The following is a 17636-nucleotide window of genomic DNA, read 5'->3' on the forward strand; positions in this document are numbered from 1 at the left end:
ACGGTGAGTGCATGACCACCGTCTCCGCGGACCGCCGCCCGGCCCTGCTCGCGCTGGCCGGGATCGCCGCGCTCGCTCTCGGCGCCGTGCTGATGCTGCTGTTGCAGGTGGTGCCGCCCACCGACGAGATCAGCGCGACCCGCCGGACGATCAGCGAATACGGGCGGTCGGACCACAAATGGGTGTTCGATCTGGCAGTCGTGCTGGTCGCGGCCGGTTCCGCGGTCGCGTTCGCCGTGCTGCGGCTGCAGGGACGGCTGCCGGTCCTCGCGGCGGTGCTCGGTGCGTTCTGGACCGCCGGGCTGCTGGTGATAGTCGCGTTCCCGAAGACCGACTGGACCAACGCGGCGGCCACCGGCGCGGGCGGCACGCTGCACCGGATCGCCAGCGTCGTCGCGTTCGTCTGCCTTCCGCTCGCGGTGCTCGTCTCGGCGCGCGCGGCTTTTCCGGACTCCCCGCGCCGCCGGTTCCTCGCCCGCGTGCTCGCGGTCGCGTCGCTCGCCTGGTTCGCGGTGATCCTCGGTGCGGTCGTGGTCGCCGCGCTGACCGACCAGCGCTGGTGGCTGCTCATCCCGCTGGGCCTCGTCGAACGCGGGATGGCGCTCACCGAACTTGTCGCGCTGGCCGCACTAGCCGCCCCGAGCGCCGGGTCAGCAGCCGGACGCTGAGGACCGCGCCGACGGCCAACGCGCTCAGCACATAGGCGTTGCCCAGCACCACCTCGACCGGGTTCCAGGACAGTTCCCGATGCCCGCCTTCGGGAACCACGGCCAGCGCGATCCCGCTGAAAACCGTCCCGGCGCAGATCAGCCCAGCCGGTTTGCCCGACAGAAAACCGGCCAGCGGCACCGCCCAAATCCAGTGGTGCGTCCAGGAAAGCGGGCTCACCAGCAGCCCGCACGCCGCCGTCACGAGCAGCGCGGCTCGCGGGTCGCCGCGCCGGTGGAACTCGCGGACCAGCAGCGCGCCCGCCAGCAGGCACAGCGCCGCCGACGCCGCGTACCAGCCGAGCGAGGTCGCACCGAACCTCGCGAACATGCCGTGCAGGGATTGGTCGAGGACCCAGTCGACGGTTCCGGCGTTGCGGTTGTCCAGCATGGCCGAGGTCCAGTACCGGATCGAGTCGCCCGGCAGGAGCAGCGCTCCGGCGGCGCTCACTCCGAGGAAGGTCGCCAGCGCACGCCACGCGTCGGTTCGGCGGCCGGTCAGGAACAGGTACGGGACGAAGATCAGCGGGGTCAGCTTCACCGCCGCGGCCAGCCCGATCAGCATTCCGCCGGATCTGCGGTTGCGGACCGGCAGCGCGTCCAGCACGACCATGGCCATCAGGACACCGTTGATCTGGCCCAGCGAAATCATCCGCCACACGGGTTCCAGCACGGGCAGGAGACAGAGCGCCGGCAGCGGCCGTTCCCGGGCGAACCGGCGCGTCACCGACCAGAGCGCGAGCACCGAGCCGACCGCGATCAGCAGCCACCCGAAGTGCACCGGGAGCGCGGCCAGCGGCAGGAACAGCAACGCCGCGCTCGGCGGGTACGTGAAAGGCAGTTCCAGCGCGGACTTCGGGTCGAGCGCGAGCAAGGGTTCGTAGAGCGGCTGTCCGCGCAGCACGGCCAGCGCACCGGCGCGGTACACCGCGCTGTCCACCCCGAGCGGCGCTCCGCCGAGCCAGCGGACGACGGCGATCCCGGTCAACACGGCGATCGCGACCCCGAGGACGATCTTTTTCTCTTGGCGCACCAGGGAAAGCTAGGGAGACGAGTGCCCCGGAATCGTCGGTCCGCGGAGCCGTCTTCGGCTGCTCCCCCGGTAGCGTCCCCGCGCGCGAGTGCTACCGGCGTATCACTGGCCCGGCACCACGACCTTGGCCTCGTACGCCAGCACTACGGCTTGGGCGCGGTCACGGACCCCGAGCTTGCCCAGCACCCGGCTGACGTGCGTCTTGGCGGTCTGCTCCGCGATCACCAGCTGCCCCGCGATGTCCGCGTTGGACAGTCCGCGCGCGATCAGCCGCAGCACTTCGAGTTCGCGCGCGGTCAGTTCGGACAGCCTGCCGACGTTCTGGGTCGGCGGCCGCGTCCCGGCGAACCCCTCGATCACCCGCCGGGTCACCGCGGGCGCGAACAGCGCGTTGCCCGCGGCCACCATCCGGACCGCGACGACCAGATCGTCCAGCGGGGAGTCCTTCAGCAGGAACCCGCTGGCACCGGCGCTGAGCGCGCCGTAGACGTACTCGTCCGCGTCGAAGGTGGTCAGCATGAGCACCTTCGGTCCGGCGTCCCGCCCGTCGCCAAGGATGAGCCGGGTCGCGGCCAGCCCGTCGAGGTCCGGCATCCGGATGTCCATCAGCACCAGGTCCGGACGCAGTGCGCGGCACGCGGCCACTGCTTCGGTCCCGGTGGCCGCCTCGCCGATCACCTCGATGTCCGGCTGCGCGTCCAGCACCGCGCGAAAGCTCTGCCGGACCATGGTCTGGTCGTCGGCGATCACCACCGTCACCGCCATGGCTGTCCCCCTAGTCCAGCGGAACGGTCACGACGACGGCGAACCCGCCGCCGTCCCGTCGTCCCGCGGAAAACGTACCGCCGAGCGCTGCCGCGCGTTCCCGCATCCCGAGCAGTCCGTGTTTCTCCCGGCCCGCCGTGTCCTCCGGAGCGCGCGCGACGGCACCGGTGTCCTGCACGACGAGCCGCAGCTGTCCCGGACCGACGTGTACGAACACCTCGACCGGCGCGCCGGGAGCGTGCCGCACCGCGTTGCTGAGTCCTTCCTGGACGATCCGGTACGCCGACAGCCCAACGCCCTCAGGCAGCCCGCGGTAATCGCCTCGCAGCTCGAACCGCACGTCGGTACCCGCCGCGCGGACGCGTTCCACCAGCTGTTCGATCTGCTCGGCCCCGGGCTGGGGCTCGGTCTCCTGGCCCGTCCCGGCGCGCAGCAGGCCGAGCATCCTGCGCATTTCGGTCATCCCGTTGCGGGCGGTGTCCTGGATCGACTGGAACTCTTCGCGCAACCCGTCGTCGAGGCCGGGGAACCGGTAGCGCGCCGAATCCGCGCGCATGGCCAGCACGGACATGTGGTGCGCGACCACGTCGTGCAGTTCGCGAGCGATCCGGGCCCGTTCCTCCAGCACCGCCCGGCGGGCGGACTCCGCTTCCAGGTCGCGTTCGGCGCCGCGCAGCCGCGAAACCAGCCAGCCGAACGCCAGCGGCACCGCGAGCAGCACGGAAATCACGACCAGCTCGCCCCGCACGTTCGCCAGCAGGGCGCTGACCCCGGTGGAGATCAGCCAGACCCACGCCAGCACGCCCGGCCGGTGGTTGCGGCCGACCGCGGCGAGCACGGGGATCGCCGCGAACGCGAACCCCCCGGTCCACGGCCAGCCGAACCGGGCGTGGATCCCGTACAGCTGGTCCGCGCAGCCCACCATCACGATCAGCACGCGCCAGGACCACAGCGGACGCACCAGCGTGAGCCCGACCGCGAACATGGTCAGCGCGGCCGCCAGCACCCGCGTGCCCTCGTTCGCGCGGTCGGCGGGGAAGAACGCGAGCACCCCGGCGACGACCGCGGCGAGCCCGATCAGCGCCTGGTGCGTCCGGCCGGGCGCGACCGCCGGACCGCCTCCCCCGGCGACCGCCTGCCCCAGCGCGCGTCCCGCCGCCGCGAGCGGCGCGCTCGTCGTCTTCATCGGCGGCGACCCTACCGGTCCAGACCGACGATTCCGGCCGCACGCGGCGAACCGCCCTTCCGAGGTCTCGCGAAATTCTCGTACTAAGCGTACGCTTAGCGCCGCTGCCGAACCGCTTTCTCGACGATGAGGAGATCCCCGTGACCGCTTCCCGTGTGGCCATCGTGACCGGCACCGGCCGTGGCATCGGCGCCGCCGTAGCCCGCCGCCTCGCTTCCGACGGGTTCGCCGTCGGCCTGCTGGACCTCGACGAGGCCGGGGTGAAGCAGGGAGCCGAAGCGATCGTCGCCGACGGCGGCCGCGCGGTCGGCGTCGCGCTGGACGTCAGCGACGCCGAGCAGGTCGAGGCCGCGGTGACCCGCGTGGCCGAGGAGCTCGGCGCGCCGACCGTGCTGATCAACAACGCCGGCATCACCCGCGACAACCTGCTGTTCAAGATGACCGAACAGGACTGGGACTCGGTGCTGAACGTGCACCTGCGCGGCTCCTTCCTGATGACCCGCGCCGTGCAGAAGTACCAGACGCAGGAGAAGTGGGGCCGGATCGTCAACCTGTCCAGCACGTCGGCGCTGGGCAACCGCGGGCAGGCCAACTACTCCGCGGCCAAGGCGGGCATGCAGGGCTTCACCAAGACGCTGGCGATCGAACTGGGCAAGTTCGGCGTCACCGCCAACGCGATCGCGCCCGGGTTCATCGCCACCGACATGACCGCGGCGACCGCCGAGCGCGTCGGCATGAGCTTCGAAGACTTCAAGGCCGCGGCCGCCTCGCAGATCCCGGTGCAGCGCGTCGGCACGCCCGAGGACATCGCGAACGTCGCGTCGTTCCTGGTCAGCGAGGGCGCGGGCTTCGTGTCCGGGCAGGTCATCTACGTCGCCGGCGGACCGAAGGACTGATCGCGATGCGCGTGTTCTCCGATGTCGCCGAACTCGCCGGAGCAGTGGGCGGGACGCTGGGCACGAGCGAATGGCACACCGTCTCCCAGGAGCAGGTGCAGCTGTTCGCCGACGCCACCGGCGACCACCAGTGGATCCACCTCGACACCGAAAAGGCCGCCGCCGGCCCGTTCGGCACGACGATCGCGCACGGGTTCCTCACCCTGTCGCTGATCCCGGCGTTCCTGCCGGAGATCTACCGGGTCGAGGGCCTGAAGATGGGCATCAACTACGGCCTCAACAAGGTGCGGTTCCCGCAGCCGGTGAAGGTCGGCTCGCGGGTGCGCGGGACCGCCGACCTGGTCGAGCTGACCGACGTGCCCGGCGGCAAGCAGGCCGTCGTGTGCTGGACCGTCGAAATCGAGGGCGAGGACAAGCCCGCCTGCGTCGCCGAGATGGTTTCCCGGCTCATCCTCTGATCGCCGACCTAGCCCGAACTGGAGTCCTTCCGATGACCGAAACCGACCCGCCCGGCCTCGATCTGGCGAGGCTGCGCTCCCATCTCGACCGCGAGCGGCCCGGGCTCGTCTCCGGCGCCCTCACCGCGGAAGTGGTGCAGGGCGGGCGGTCCAACCTCACCTACCTCGTCTCCGACGGCACGCAGCGCTGGGTCGTGCGCCGTCCGCCGCTCGGCCACGTGCTGCCGACCGCGCACGACATGGGACGCGAGTTCCGGGTGATGAGCGGGCTCGCCGGAACCGCGGTGCCGGTGCCGGAAACCGTTCTGCTGTGCGAGGACTCCGACGTGCTCGGCGCGCAGTTCTACGTGATGAAGTTCGTCGAGGGCACGCCGTACCGCACGGCGGAGGAGCTGGAACAGCTCGGCCCGGAGCGGACGCGGGCGATCGCCGATTCGCTGGTGGACACGCTCGTGGACCTGCACTCGGTCGATCCGGAAGCGGTCGGGCTCGGCGATTTCGGCCGTCCGGACGGCTTCCTGGAACGCCAGCTGCGCCGGTGGAAGAAGCAGCTCGACGGTTCGCGCAGCCGCGACCTTCCCGGCGCGGAGCGGCTGCACGACCAGCTCGCCGCGGCGATCCCGGCGTCCGGCCCGCCCGCCATCGTGCACGGCGACTACCGGCTGGACAACGTGCTCGTCGACGGCGACGACCGGATCACCGCGGTGCTGGACTGGGAGATGTCCACGCTCGGCGACCCGCTCACCGACCTCGGCCTGATGGTCACCTACGCGCAGCGCGACCAGCTTTCGCTGCCGATGGTGTCCAACGCCAGCAGCGCGCCCGGGTATCCGGACACCGACGAGACGATCGCCCGCTACGCGCAGCGGTCCGGTCGCGATCTGTCCGCGCTGAACTGGTATGTCAGCTTCGCGTTCTTCAAGCTCGCGGTGATCCTCGAGGGCATCTACTTCCGTTTCCAGCAAGGCAAAACCGTCGGCGAGGGCTTCGACCAGATCGGCGCCGCCGTCGCTCCCCTGATCGAGCAGGGCGCCAAGACGCTCAGCAAGGAGAACTGATGGACTTCGCGTTCGACGCCCGCACCGAGGAACTGCGCGGGCAGCTGCTCGAATTCATGGATTCCCACGTCTACCCGGCCGAGGCGGTTTTCCACGAGCAGCTGGCCGCGCGCACCGACCCGTGGTCGCCGCCGCCGGTCGTCGACGAGCTGAAGGCCGAGGCGCGCAAACGCGGGCTGTGGAACTTCTTCCTGCCCGGCGATCACGGCGCGGGGCTGACCAACCTGCAGTACGCGCCGCTCGCCGAGATCACCGGCCGCAGCCCGCATCTCGCGCCCGCCGCGGTGAACTGCGCCGCCCCGGACACCGGGAACATGGAAGTGCTCACCATGTTCGGCAGCGAGCAGCAGAAGAAGCAGTGGCTGGAACCGTTGCTGGCCGGGGAGATCCGCTCCGCGTTCGCGATGACCGAACCCGACGTGGCCTCGTCGGACGCGCGCAACATCGCCACCAGCATCCGGCGCGAGGGCGACGAGTACGTCATCAACGGGCGCAAGTGGTACATCACCGGCGCGATGAACCCGAACTGCAAGATCTTCATCGTGATGGGCAAGACCGATCCGGACGCGCCCCCGCACAAGCAGCAGAGCATGATCCTGGTCCCGCGCGACACGCCGGGGCTGACCGTCGTGCGCGGCATGCAGGTGTTCGGCTACACCGACGGCGACCACGGCGGGCACGCCGAGGTGCTGTTCGAGGACGTCCGGGTGCCCGCGGAAAACCTGATCGCCGACGAGGGTTCCGGCTTCGCCATCGCGCAGGCCCGCCTCGGGCCGGGCCGCATCCACCACTGCATGCGCGCGATCGGCATGGCGGAACGGGCGTTGGAGGCGATGTGCCGCCGGACGCTGTCGCGCGAGACGTTCGGCCGCCCGATCGCCGATTCCGGCGTGGTGCAGGACTGGATCGCCGAGGCGCGCGTGCGGATCGAGCAGCAGCGGCTGCTGGTGCTCAAGACCGCGTGGCTGATGGACACCGTCGGCAACCAGGGCGCGCACACCGAGATCCAGGCGATCAAGATCTCCACCCCGCTGGCCGTCGAGTGGATCCTGGACAAGGCGATCCAGGCGCATGGCGCGGGCGGCGTTTCGCAGGACTTCCCGCTGGCGGAAATCTGGGCCGGGGTGCGCACGCTGCGGCTCGCCGACGGGCCGGACGAGGTGCACAAGCGGTCGCTGGCGCGGCGCGAGCTGAAGAAGTACCGGACGGAGGCGGGCAAGTGACCGCCGAGGAGTTGCGGGCGCAGGTCGCTTCGTTCCTCGCGGCACACGACCCGGCCTCGATGTCCGCTACTGCCTTCCTGCGGGCTCGGTTCGACGCCGGGCTGGCCTGGGTGCACTTCCCCGAGGGCCTCGGCGGACAGGGTGCTCCGCGTGCGCTGCAGGCCGAGGTCGAGGCCGCTTTCGCCGCCGCGGGCGCGCCGGACAACAACCCGCGCCGGATCCTGATCGGGCTCGGCATGGCCGCGCCGACGATCCTCGCGTTCGGCACCGAGGAGCAGAAGAAGCGCTACCTCCGTCCACTGTGGACCGGCGAGGAGGTGTGGTGCCAGCTGTTCAGCGAACCCGGCGCCGGCTCCGACCTCGCCGCGCTGGCCACGCGCGCGGTCCGCGACGGCGACGACTGGGTCGTGACCGGGCAGAAGGTGTGGACGTCCAGCGCGCATCTCGCGCAGTGGGCCATCCTCGTCGCCCGCACCGACCCGGACGTGCCGAAGCACCAGGGCATGACGTACTTCCTGTGCGACATGACCGCGCCCGGCGTCGAGGTCCGGCCCCTGCGGCAGATCACCGGCGAGGCGGAGTTCAACGAGGTTTTCCTGACCGAGGTGCGGATCCCGGATTCGCAGCGGCTCGGCGCGGTCGGCGAGGGCTGGAAGGTCGCGCAGACCACGCTGATGAACGAGCGCGTCGCGATCGGCGGCACCGCGATGCCGCGCGAGGGCGGGATGATCGGCCTGGTCGCGAAAACCTGGCGGGAGCGGCCGGAGCTGCGCACGCCGGAACTGCGCGACCGGCTCGTGCAGCACTGGGTCGAGGCCGAATCGCTGCGGCTGGCCGGGGAACGGCAGCGGCAGCAGCTCGCGCTGGGCGCGCCCGGTCCGGAGGGTTCGGCGATGAAGGTGGCGTTCGCCGAGCTGAACCAGCAGCTGTCCGGGCTGGAGCTGGAACTGCTCGGCGAAGAGGGCCTGCGCTACGAGGACTGGACGATGCGCCGTCCGGAACAGGTCGACTTCTTCGGCCGCGACGCCGGGTACCGGTACTTGCGCGCCAAGGGGAACTCGATCGAGGGCGGCACCTCGGAGGTGCTGCGGAACATCATCTCCGAACGCGTGCTGGGGCTGCCGTCCGAGCCGCGGGTGGACAAGGACGTCGCCTGGAAGGACCTGCCCCGATGAGCACGCCGGACCTGCTGTACTCGGAGGTGGAAGAGGATCTGCGGTCCTCGGTGCGGGCGCTGCTCGCCGACCGCGCCGGGCCGGCCGCGCTGCTGGCGCGGGTCGAAACGGACACTCCGTACGACCTCGCCCTGTGGAAGACGCTGGCCGCCGACCTCGGCGCGGCGGGGCTGCTGGTGCCGGAATCCCTGGGCGGACACGGGGCTTCGGCGCGCGAGGTCGCGGTCGTCATGGAGGAACTGGGCCGGAGCGTCGCGCCGGTGCCCTATCTGGGCAGTGCGGTGCTCGCGACCGCCGCTCTGCTGGCCGCGGGCTCGGACCTGCTCCCCCGGCTCGCTTCCGGCTCGGCGATCGGCGCTTTGGCGGTGCCGTTGTCGACCGCGCCGGGTTCCGCTTTCCCTTCCGCGGTTTCGTATCTCGACGGAACCTTGACCGGTCGAGTGTCCACAGTGGTCGATGCTTCGGTCGCTGATCTGCTGATCGTCCCCGCTGTCGGTCCGGACGGGCCTGGCCTGTACTCGGTGGACGCTTCCGCGGCGACCGTGACCGAGGCGGTGTCGCTTGACCTGACCCGCCGGGTCGCCGACGTGGCTCTGGATTCCGCTGCCGCGCAGGTGATTTGCACCGGTGCCGCCGCCGCGGAGGCTTTGGAGCACGCGCTGACTACTGCGGCCGGGTTGCTGGCTTCGGAGCAGACCGGGATCACCGAGTGGGCGTTGACGGAGACCGTGACATACCTGAAGGGGCGGTACCAATTCGGCCGTCCGGTGGGTGGTTTCCAGTCGTTGAAGCACCGGTTGGCGAACCTGTACACGGAACTGGTCAACGCGCGGGCGACGGCCCGGTACGCGGCGGACGCGCTGGCGACCGGGAACGACGTGCCGATCGCGGTGGCGGTCGCGCAAGCGCGGGTGTCACCGATCGCGGTGCACGCGGCGGAGGAAGCGATCCAGCTGCACGGCGGGATCGGGATGACGTGGGAACATCCGGCGCATCTCTATCTCAAGCGGGCCAAGAGCGACCAGATCGCGTTCGGCACGCCGGGCCGGCATCGGGCCCGGCTGGCTGACCTGGTGGATCTGCCCGCCTGACGGTTTTTGTCGGTGGCCGGGGTTAGCGTAGTGGGCATGGTGGCGACCCCGGCTTCACTTTCGCATGGCTGACCTGCCCGATGTTCCGGCCTGGGCGTACGAACGGCCGGAAATCCGTCCCCCGGATCCGACGTGGGCGGCGCGGGGCTCCGACCTGTGCGCCCAGGTCGCCCGGCTGCTCGCGCCGTGGCTCGCCCCCGGGCGGGTGGAACACGTCGGCTCGACCGCGGTGCCCGGTTTGGCGGCGAAACCGGTGCTCGACGTGATGGCCCCGATGCGGGACCTGTCCGCCGAGACGGTCGCGGCGGTGGTACCGGTGCTTTCCGCTGCCGGATGGTGTTTCGTGCCGCCGTCGCTGGACGCCGCGGCACCGTGGCGACGGTTTTTCGTGCTGCCGGACACGGAGGGGCGGCGGCGGGTGGCGCATCTGCATTTGCTGCCGGTGGGACATCCGAGGTGGCATGCCCAGCTCCGCTTCCGGAACGCACTGCGGGCGGACCGCGGGTTGGCCGAGGAGTATGCCGAGCTGAAGCGGCGGCTTGCCGGGGAGGCGACGGATCGGGAGGAGTACACGGCGGGGAAGACGGAGTTCGTGCGGCGGGTGCTGGGAGAGTGAGCTTGGCTGGTTTGTCGGCGGTTTCGGACCGTTGGCTGTTCGCTCGCTGATCCGGCTGCTCTGCGCGATTGCGCGGGATTCAGGCCCCCTGCGCCAGAATCCCAACCCGGCGCTCTGGTCGCTCCACCTGCGGAGCCCGTCGCCGACCGGCCCGGAACCCAGCCCAGCCGCTCCTGCCGACCCGAACGCGGCTCTCCCCGCGACCACCGGCCGCACCAAGACCCACTCCGACCGCTCTTGCCGATTCGAACGCGACTGCCCCGGCACCCACCGGCCCCCGCCTGCACCCGCCCCCAGCCACTCTCGCCGACCCGGCGGCGACTCCCCGTCACCGACCGGCCGCGCCAGCGCCATCCCCAACCACCACGGTCGCGCCTGAACCCACCTCAGCCGCTCCTGCCGAGCCGAACGCCACTCCGCCGGCACCCCACCGGCCGCCCCGAACCCCCACCACGCCACCCGCCCAATCCCAGCCGCACCGCAGGCCGGTGTCGGGGCCGCACCCCTCGGAACGGCGGCCTCGGCACCGGCCTGGGGCAGGGTCAGCCGTGGTATCCGGCGACGATCTTCGTGAACGCGTACTTCGGCTGGGAGATTCCGCTGCACTCGCCGCCGCCCGAGCAGTCTCGGTTCGTTGCCCAGAAGGTGAAGCGGCCGAGGTGGCGGCTGGCGGCGTAGTCGCGGATCGCGGTGAAATCGGCCACCGACACGACCTCGCCGGGGTTGTCCGTCTTGCCGTTCATCGACGACAGGCCCGCGTGCCGGTACGCCGTCGCGCTGTCCCAGCCGAAAGTCGACTTCAGCTGGGCCGCCAGTCCGTCCACCGCGGACTTCGTCTTGCCCGCCATGTCGCCGCCGCTGGAGAAGTCGAACGGCATCACCGACCACACGTCCACCGGCGCGCCGATCGCCTTCGCCTGCTTGATCAGCCGCTTGCCCCAGTCGTTCGGGCCGGACGTTTCGGTGCCGATCGTGATCACGACGCGCAGGCCCGGGTTCTTCTGCTTGGCGATCTTGACCGCGTTCAGGATCCGGTCCTGCACGGTCGCGTTCTCGAACTCGTCGGTGTTCTCGATGTCGAGGTCGATCGCCTTCAGGCCGTAGGCGTCGATCACCTTCTGGTACGCCCCCGCCAGCGCGCCGGCCGAGGTGCACTTCGCGCCGAGTTTCGTGCCGGACCAGCCGCCGAAGGACGGGATGACGTCGCCGCCCGCGGCGCGGATGCCCTGGATCAGGGTTTTGTCCGAACCGGTCAGCGAACGGTCGCCGTCCCACTTCGGGTTGCATCCGCCGTCCGACAGCATGAACGCGAGCGTGAACGTCTTGATCCCGGTCGCGGACATCGCCGCCGACGCACTGGTCTGCCCCGCCCACTGGTACAGGTACGGCGAGGCCAGAACCGGGTCCGGAGCGGCCGCGAGCCGAGCGGCGGGAGCGGCCGTGGCCACCCCGGCCGCGGTCGCGAGGGCCGCCCCTGCCGCCGCCGCGAGCGCGGCCAGCCGACGCACTGTCTTCATCGTGTTCCTCCCACGAGCACCACGGAACACCTCCGGTTTGAGGCGGCGGGATCAACCCGGGAGGAGTGCACCCGGAAGGGTGCCGTCACACACTGGACTAGACCAAATCGGCGTGTCAAGAGCCGCAGCCCGAACGGCGCACCGGAGGCGGAAACCCCTCGCCCGGCCGGGTTTCCCCCGCCCGGGTGGGGCCGAAAGTCAGGAGCGGCCCTCGCCGAGCCCGTCGGAGAAGTCGTGGTCCCGCGTCTCCGGCAGCGCGAGCACGCACAGGAAACTGAGCACCCCGAGCACCACCAGGACCAGCGAAACCGGCACCGTCGAACCGGTCGACGCCCACAGGTCCGTCGAGATCAACGGCACGACCCCGCCGCCGATCACCCCGGCGGCGCTGTACGCGATCGACGCGCCGGAATAGCGGTACCGCACCCGGAACAATTCCGGCAGAAACGCGCCCATCGGCCCGTACAGCATCGCGAAGCACGTCAGACCGCCGACGAACCCGAGTGTGAGCAGCACCGGATTTCCGGTGTGCAGCAAGGCGAACAGCGGAAACGCCCAGACCACTACCGACACCGCGGCTGCCGTGCTCAGCCGCCGGCGGCCCCATTGGTCGGATTTCCTGGCGAACGCCAATGTCGCCACGCCCATCACGGTGGCGGCGATGAGCAGGCTGATCAGGACGGTCGTGCGCGGAATGCCGAGCGTGGTCGTCGCCATCGAAAGGCAGAATGTGGTCACAGTGTAGAAAAGCGCGTGAGCGAGCACGAAGGACAACGTGGAGAGCACCAAAACCCGCGGCTGTTTCCGCAGCAATTCGAACAGCGGAACCTTCGCCTGTTCGGCCTTGTCCAAGGCAGCTTGGAAAACCGGCGTCTCGGCGATTTTGATCCGGATGTAAAACCCGACCGCCAGCAGCACCGCGGAGAACAGGAACGGCAGCCGCCAGCCCCAGGACAGGAACTCCGCGGGCGGGAGCGCCGCGTCCAGCACCAGGAACAGCAGATTGCCCAGCACGAATCCGATGGCCGGGCCGAGCTGCGGGAAGGCCGAGTACAGCCCGCGTTTGCCCGGCGGCGCGTACTCGGTCGACATCAGCACCGCGCCGCCCCATTCGCCGCCGAGGCCGATGCCCTGCACGAACCGCAGCGCCACCAGCAGGATCGGCGCCCAGAGGCCGAGCGTGCCGTAGTCCGGCACCAGTCCGACGGCCACGGTGGACAGTCCCATCACCAGCAGGGACGCGACCAGCATCGACTTGCGGCCGATCCGGTCGCCCCAGTGTCCGAAAAGGATCGCTCCGACCGGGCGCGCGACGAAGCCCACCGCGAAGGTACCGAGCGAGGCCAGCACCCCGGCGGTCGAGGAGAAGGTCGGGAAAAAGACCTTCCCGAACACCAGCGCCGCCGCGGTGCCGTAGATGTAGAAATCGCAGAACTCGATGGCGGTGCCGATGAAACTGGCGGTGGCGATGCGCGAAAGGCCGGCTCGCGCGGGTGCGGTCATTCCGGTTCCCCTGTTCTCCCTGCGGCCCCGTGCCGCGCAAGGAGAATATCGGGTCACGCGTCGCCGGGCAGCTCCTCCATTTTCCGCTGCAGTTTGTTCATCCCGCCGAGCCACCGGTCGGTTTCGGTGGCGCGCAACGCATAGAAGTCGGCGACCTCGGCGTGCGGCAGCACCAGGAACCGGTTCTCGGCCATCGCGGCGAACAGCGCGTCGGCGACCTGCGGCGGGTCGATCGCGGTCGCGCCCATCAGCAGTTTGCCGCGTTCCCCGGTCTCCTCCAGCATCGCGGTGCGCACGCCCTGCGGGCAGATCGCCTGCACGGTGATCCCGCGGTGCCGGTAGGTGGCCGACAGCCATTCCGCGAACGCCAGGGCACCGTGCTTGGTCACCGAATACGGCGCCGAACCGAGGCTGGTCAGCACGCCCGCCGCGGACACCGTCGCGACGAACCGGCCCTCGCCGCGCTCCAGCCACGCGGGCAGCAGCAGCCGGGCCGCGCGGACGTGTGCCATCACGTTCACGTCCCACGCCAGCGCCCACGCGTCCTCGTCCGCGTGCGCGTCGCCGAACGGCGCGACCCCGGCGTTGGCACAGAAAACGTCGATCTCACCGAGCGTTTCGCGGGCTGCCGTGATCAGGTCGGCCACCCCGGATTCGCTGGCCACGTCCCCCGCGAAAGAGGTGCCGCCCACCTCGGCCGCGACTTCGGCCGCCCGGTCGCCGTCGAGGTCCGCGACGACGACGCGAGCCCCGTCCGCCGCGAACCGCCGGGCCAGGGCCGCCCCGATCCCGCCACCGCCGCCGGTGATGACGACGCCGGCGCTCACAGGCCGCCGCCGAGCGTCACGCCGCCGTCGAGGACGACCGTCTGCCCGGTCATCCAGCCCGCTTCGCCGGACAGCAGGAACGCCACCGCGCCCGCGATGTCCTCCGGCACGCCGAGCCGCTTCATCGGATACGCGGCCGCGACCTCTTCCTCGCGCCCCTCGTAGAGCGCGGTCGCGAACTGCGTCTTGACCACCGCCGGAGCCACCGCGTTCACCCGGATCTTCGGCCCGAGCTCGGCGCCGAGTTCCTGGGTGAGCCGGATCAGCGCGGCCTTGCTGACGCCGTACATGCCGATGCCCGGCGAGGTGCGGATGCCCGCGATCGACGCGACGTTGACCACCGCCCCGCCGTGCTCGCCCATCCACGCGTCCCGCGCGGCGCGGATCCACGACAGCGGCGCGACCACGTTCACCGCGAAGATCTTGCTCGCCGCGGCCGGGTCGACGTCCAGCGTCGGACCGTAAACCGGGTTGATGCCGGTGTTGTTGACCAGCATGTCGAGCCTGCCGAACTTCTCCACCGCGGCGGCGACCGCCTCCTGCTGGTGGGCGGCGTCGTCGGCCTTGCCGGGCACCGCGATCGCGACGTCCGGACCGCCGAGCTGCTCGACGGCCTCCGCGAGCGGCTCCGGTTTGCGCGCGGTGATGCACACCTTCGCCCCGCGTTCGACGAGCCCCTTCGCGATGGCCAGCCCGATCCCCCGGCTGGCCCCGGTGATCAGGGCAACGCGATCCTTGAACGACTCCACCACACCGTCTCCTTGTCCGCCGCTGGACAGCAGCCGCTAAGCGACCGCTTACCGCAGGATAACAACGGCCCGGGCTCCCCGCGCAACCTCAGGCCGCCCGCGCGACCGGCACACCACCGCGAGTCACCGCGGCGCGAACCCTGCGTGTCCGGCGGGAGCGGCCCTCCGCAACGCCGACTCGGCGAAGTCGGGTCGATCAGCGAGGCCCGGAATTTCGAATACTCCAGAACAATCGCGGCGGCCGACCCGAAATGCTCTTCTTTTCCGGCAGCGCAGCCGCGCCGGTTTCTCCGCCGCGGGCTGGACAACCGGAGCGCCCCGGGTATGCTCAGCCCGTGCGCACGCTGATCATTCGCTGGCGCGTCGGCTAGACCAGGTCGCCGGCGCGCTGTCTTTCGTGCGCTTCGGAACCTGGTCCGGATCATCCACCCGAACACTGGTGCAGGAGATCCGTCTTGTCTCGTTCAACCATGAGTGCCGCCGTTTCCCCGGAAGTCTCCCCGGCTTCGCCGGCCGAATTCCCCGTCTACCGCGCTGTCACCGCCCACGTCACCGGCGGGCTCGCCGGCGCACTGCGCGTCCTGACCCTGTTGCACGGCCGGCGTTATCCGGTCCGCGGCCTCGACGTCGACGTGCGCGAAGGCGTAGTGGAAAGCCGGGTGAGCTGCACAGTTCTTTTGACCGCCAGGGAAACCGGCCTGCTCCTCGAAAGGCTGCGGCGCATTCCGGTGGTCGTGTCCGCCGAAAACGCTTAGCGGACAGGTATCCAGCCATGGTTGCCATCGTGTGCAAAACGGCGGTACCCTCCTTGCACACGATGGCAAACTGGCCCGCAGCGAGCACCCGGGTCGTCCCGCGCTGCTCGCGCGCTTCGGACGCGACGCGCGAACCCTGGCTGCGCCAAGCCGTCCGCGGGCCACGGCGCCTTCCCGTCCGAGGAGTGAGGTCCATGGCCCCTGGTCCCCTGGTTTTCCGGCACCGCTTCAGACGCGGCGCACTGGTCGCGGCGACAGTCCTCGGCGCGGCCGTGCTGGCCGCCGCGCCGGGGCAGGCCGCGACGACGTCCGGCGGAGTGCTTTACCGGCCCAGCACCGCGGCCGGGTCCACTGAGGACGCGAGCTATCCGCGGGTCGTCCGGCTCGCGCACAACGGCAGCGCGAACGGCACGCTGCTGGCGACGTTCTCCCATTCCGGCACGGGCGTCGGCAAGGCGAATTTCCCGATCTACCGCTCGACCGACAACGGCGTCACCTGGACGTCCTCGCCGATCAGCACGGTCACCGACACCCAGCACGGCTGGGATCTCGACGGTCCGACGCTTTACGAACTGCCGCGCGCCCAAGGATCGTTGCCGGCCGGCACGCTGCTCGCCGCGGGCACCGCCTGGAACCATGGCGACTACACGCAGCAGGCAGTCGAGGTTTTCGCGTCCACCGATCAGGGCGCGAGCTGGACCTACCGCAGTTCGTGCGCGGCCGAGTCGGGCATGGCCAACACGATCGGCCACGGCATCTGGGAACCGGAATTCGCCGTCACCGACAGCGGGCTCATCTGCTACTTCTCCGACGAGCGCCCCTCGGCGAACAACTACGCCCAGGTCCTCGCGCACACCGTCTCCACGGACGGCGGCCTGACCTGGGGCAACGAGGTCTACGACGTCGCGCTGCAAAACGGCGTCGACCGGCCGGGGATGGCCACCGTCGTCCCGTTGCCCAACGGCACGTACGCGATGACCTACGAGGACTGCAAAGCCGGCGCCGACCCGGACCAGGCCTGCGACGTCTACTTCAAGACCTCGCCGGACGCCGTGACGTGGAATCCCGGCAGCCTCGGCACCCGCATCGAGACCGCCGATCACCGGTTCCTGCTGCACACGCCGTATCTCACGTGGTCCCCGGCGGGCGGCGCGAACGGGACGCTCGTCGCGTCCGGGCAGCGGGTCGTCGCGGGCACTGACGGATCGCTGGCGATCCAGCCGGAGGACGGGCACGTGCTGTTCGTGAACCGGAACCTCGGATCGGGCCCCTGGCAGGAGATCACCACGCCGGTGACCACCGCTCCGACCGGCGGCTACAACGCCGGCGAGACGGCCTGCGCCGGATACAGCTCGCCGTTGCTCGGCGCGCCGTCGGGCGCCACGTTCCTGATGCTCGCGGGCACGCATTTGCCGACCGGCAAATGCGAAACGGACTTCGGCACCGCGACGCTGCCGAACGCGCAGGGCCAGATCACCGGCCCCGGCGGCAAGTGCGTCGACGTGAACACCAACACGTCGGTCAACGGCAACGCGGTGCAGCTCTACACCTGCGGCATCGCGACGGGGCAGCAGTGGTCGCTGGAAACCGACGGCACGGTCCGCGCCTTCGACAAATGCCTCAACATCGTCGGCGGCGCGACCGCGAACTCGGCCAAAGTGGAGCTTCGCGACTGCCTCGGCACGCCTTCGCAGCAGTGGCGGGCTCGGGCCGACGGGTCGCTCTTCAACCCGCAGTCGGGTCGCTGCCTCGACGACCCGCAGGCCCAGACGGCGGACGGCACGCAGTTGCAGAACTACGACTGCAATGGGCTGTTCACTCAGGTCTGGCACGTTCCGGCCTAATCGGGAAGGGGGCGGCCGGCTCAGACTGGCCGCCCCCTTCGCCGTGCGAGTCGCTCCCGCGCGCCGGGCCGGTTCAAATCCTCGCCGTCTGTCTCCAACCACAGATGCAGGCCGCGGTGCCGGGACAGTCAGCGGAAACGCATCTGCCACGGACTGTCCACCCAGGCCTGGCACCTCCCGGCCTAACCGAAAAGGGGCGGCCAGCCCAAGCTGACCGCCCCTTCCCGGCGACA

The 17636-nt window shown here is 70.6% G+C and carries 17 protein-coding genes; 10 read left to right on the top strand and 7 right to left on the bottom strand.

Annotated elements, in window-relative coordinates; all coding sequences use genetic code 11:
- Window positions 1-11 precede the first annotated feature (11 nt).
- The gene (locus F9C12_RS09395) at window positions 12-668 is read left to right on the top strand and encodes a DUF998 domain-containing protein (RefSeq protein WP_409465579.1); all 657 of its coding nucleotides are present in this window, start codon (window positions 12-14) and stop codon (window positions 666-668) included.
- Here F9C12_RS09395 and F9C12_RS09400 read toward each other — a convergent pair.
- The 3 genes from F9C12_RS09400 to F9C12_RS09410 all read right to left on the bottom strand — a co-directional run bounded on the left by F9C12_RS09400 (window position 604) and on the right by F9C12_RS09410 (window position 3691).
- Window positions 604-1740 carry a glycosyltransferase 87 family protein gene (locus F9C12_RS09400; RefSeq protein WP_409465580.1) on the bottom strand — a complete coding sequence of 379 codons (1137 nt, stop codon included), beginning with the start codon at window positions 1738-1740 and terminating at the stop codon, window positions 604-606. The two genes, F9C12_RS09395 and F9C12_RS09400, sit on opposite strands and share 65 nt — an antisense overlap.
- A gap of 102 nt (window positions 1741-1842) precedes the next feature.
- Window positions 1843-2505: a response regulator gene (locus tag F9C12_RS09405; protein ID WP_409465581.1), complete on the bottom strand. Its 663-nt coding sequence runs from the start codon at window positions 2503-2505 to the stop codon at window positions 1843-1845.
- 10 nt (window positions 2506-2515) lie between these two features.
- Window positions 2516-3691, bottom strand: a complete 1176-nt coding sequence (locus F9C12_RS09410) for a sensor histidine kinase (RefSeq protein WP_409465582.1) — start codon at window positions 3689-3691, stop codon at window positions 2516-2518.
- Window positions 3692-3831: 140 nt separating this feature from the next.
- Here F9C12_RS09410 and fabG point away from each other — a divergent pair, with 140 nt between their 5' ends.
- From fabG to F9C12_RS09445, 7 genes are all read left to right on the top strand, one after another.
- Complete coding sequence (gene fabG / locus F9C12_RS09415; protein WP_409465583.1) at window positions 3832-4587, top strand: 3-oxoacyl-ACP reductase FabG; 756 nt, start codon at window positions 3832-3834, stop codon at window positions 4585-4587.
- 5 nt (window positions 4588-4592) lie between these two features.
- Window positions 4593-5045, top strand: a complete 453-nt coding sequence (locus F9C12_RS09420) for a MaoC family dehydratase (protein ID WP_409465584.1) — start codon at window positions 4593-4595, stop codon at window positions 5043-5045.
- Between the two features lie 32 nt (window positions 5046-5077).
- Window positions 5078-6103 carry a phosphotransferase family protein gene (locus tag F9C12_RS09425; RefSeq protein WP_409181620.1) on the top strand — a complete coding sequence of 342 codons (1026 nt, stop codon included), beginning with the start codon at window positions 5078-5080 and terminating at the stop codon, window positions 6101-6103.
- A complete protein-coding gene (locus F9C12_RS09430) occupies window positions 6103-7326 on the top strand; it encodes an acyl-CoA dehydrogenase family protein (RefSeq protein WP_409465585.1) in 1224 nt (407 codons plus the stop codon). Before F9C12_RS09425 ends, F9C12_RS09430 begins: the two co-directional genes overlap by 1 nt.
- Window positions 7323-8501: an acyl-CoA dehydrogenase family protein gene (locus F9C12_RS09435; RefSeq protein WP_409465586.1), complete on the top strand. Its 1179-nt coding sequence runs from the start codon at window positions 7323-7325 to the stop codon at window positions 8499-8501. The genes F9C12_RS09430 and F9C12_RS09435 overlap by 4 nt, the downstream gene beginning before the upstream one ends.
- Window positions 8498-9592, top strand: a complete 1095-nt coding sequence (locus tag F9C12_RS09440; protein ID WP_409465587.1) for an acyl-CoA dehydrogenase family protein — start codon at window positions 8498-8500, stop codon at window positions 9590-9592. Before F9C12_RS09435 ends, F9C12_RS09440 begins: the two co-directional genes overlap by 4 nt.
- A gap of 64 nt (window positions 9593-9656) precedes the next feature.
- Complete coding sequence (locus F9C12_RS09445) at window positions 9657-10208, top strand: GrpB family protein (RefSeq protein WP_409465588.1); 552 nt, start codon at window positions 9657-9659, stop codon at window positions 10206-10208.
- 542 nt (window positions 10209-10750) lie between these two features.
- Here the strand turns inward: F9C12_RS09445 and F9C12_RS09450 are convergent.
- The 4 genes from F9C12_RS09450 to F9C12_RS09465 form a co-directional block, all read right to left on the bottom strand.
- Window positions 10751-11725: a chitinase gene (locus tag F9C12_RS09450; protein ID WP_409465589.1), complete on the bottom strand. Its 975-nt coding sequence runs from the start codon at window positions 11723-11725 to the stop codon at window positions 10751-10753.
- A 198-nt stretch (window positions 11726-11923) separates the two neighbouring features.
- Window positions 11924-13228, bottom strand: a complete 1305-nt coding sequence (locus F9C12_RS09455) for an MFS transporter (protein WP_409465590.1) — start codon at window positions 13226-13228, stop codon at window positions 11924-11926.
- A 53-nt stretch (window positions 13229-13281) separates the two neighbouring features.
- Complete coding sequence (locus tag F9C12_RS09460) at window positions 13282-14055, bottom strand: SDR family oxidoreductase (RefSeq protein ID WP_409465591.1); 774 nt, start codon at window positions 14053-14055, stop codon at window positions 13282-13284.
- A complete protein-coding gene (locus F9C12_RS09465; RefSeq protein ID WP_409181628.1) occupies window positions 14052-14804 on the bottom strand; it encodes an SDR family oxidoreductase in 753 nt (250 codons plus the stop codon). The genes F9C12_RS09460 and F9C12_RS09465 overlap by 4 nt, the downstream gene beginning before the upstream one ends.
- A 470-nt stretch (window positions 14805-15274) precedes the next feature.
- Here F9C12_RS09465 and F9C12_RS09470 point away from each other — a divergent pair, with 470 nt between their 5' ends.
- Window positions 15275-15559, top strand: coding sequence for a hypothetical protein (locus F9C12_RS09470; protein WP_409465592.1), 285 nt, complete (start codon window positions 15275-15277; stop codon window positions 15557-15559).
- A gap of 194 nt (window positions 15560-15753) precedes the next feature.
- Complete coding sequence (locus tag F9C12_RS09475; protein ID WP_409465593.1) at window positions 15754-17403, top strand: ricin-type beta-trefoil lectin domain protein; 1650 nt, start codon at window positions 15754-15756, stop codon at window positions 17401-17403.
- Window positions 17404-17636: the final 233 nt, after the last annotated feature.

The sequence above is a fragment of the Amycolatopsis sp. GA6-003 genome (genome assembly GCF_046267895.1).
In the GTDB taxonomy this organism is placed as follows: domain Bacteria; phylum Actinomycetota; class Actinomycetes; order Mycobacteriales; family Pseudonocardiaceae; genus Amycolatopsis.

Excerpts from the sequence above, each read along its gene's own strand:
- F9C12_RS09395 (WP_409465579.1), top strand. The coding sequence starts at position 12 with ATGACCACCGTCTCCGCGGACCGCCGCCCGGCCCTGCTCGCGCTGGCC.
- F9C12_RS09405 (WP_409465581.1), bottom strand. The coding sequence starts at position 2,505 with ATGGCGGTGACGGTGGTGATCGCCGACGACCAGACCATGGTCCGGCAG.
- F9C12_RS09410 (WP_409465582.1), bottom strand. The coding sequence starts at position 3,691 with ATGAAGACGACGAGCGCGCCGCTCGCGGCGGCGGGACGCGCGCTGGGG.
- F9C12_RS09420 (WP_409465584.1), top strand. The coding sequence starts at position 4,593 with ATGCGCGTGTTCTCCGATGTCGCCGAACTCGCCGGAGCAGTGGGCGGG.
- F9C12_RS09425 (WP_409181620.1), top strand. The coding sequence starts at position 5,078 with ATGACCGAAACCGACCCGCCCGGCCTCGATCTGGCGAGGCTGCGCTCC.
- F9C12_RS09430 (WP_409465585.1), top strand. The coding sequence starts at position 6,103 with ATGGACTTCGCGTTCGACGCCCGCACCGAGGAACTGCGCGGGCAGCTG.
- F9C12_RS09440 (WP_409465587.1), top strand. The coding sequence starts at position 8,498 with ATGAGCACGCCGGACCTGCTGTACTCGGAGGTGGAAGAGGATCTGCGG.
- F9C12_RS09445 (WP_409465588.1), top strand. The coding sequence starts at position 9,657 with ATGGCTGACCTGCCCGATGTTCCGGCCTGGGCGTACGAACGGCCGGAA.
- F9C12_RS09450 (WP_409465589.1), bottom strand. The coding sequence starts at position 11,725 with ATGAAGACAGTGCGTCGGCTGGCCGCGCTCGCGGCGGCGGCAGGGGCG.
- F9C12_RS09455 (WP_409465590.1), bottom strand. The coding sequence starts at position 13,228 with ATGACCGCACCCGCGCGAGCCGGCCTTTCGCGCATCGCCACCGCCAGT.
- F9C12_RS09470 (WP_409465592.1), top strand. The coding sequence starts at position 15,275 with ATGAGTGCCGCCGTTTCCCCGGAAGTCTCCCCGGCTTCGCCGGCCGAA.
- F9C12_RS09475 (WP_409465593.1), top strand. The coding sequence starts at position 15,754 with ATGGCCCCTGGTCCCCTGGTTTTCCGGCACCGCTTCAGACGCGGCGCA.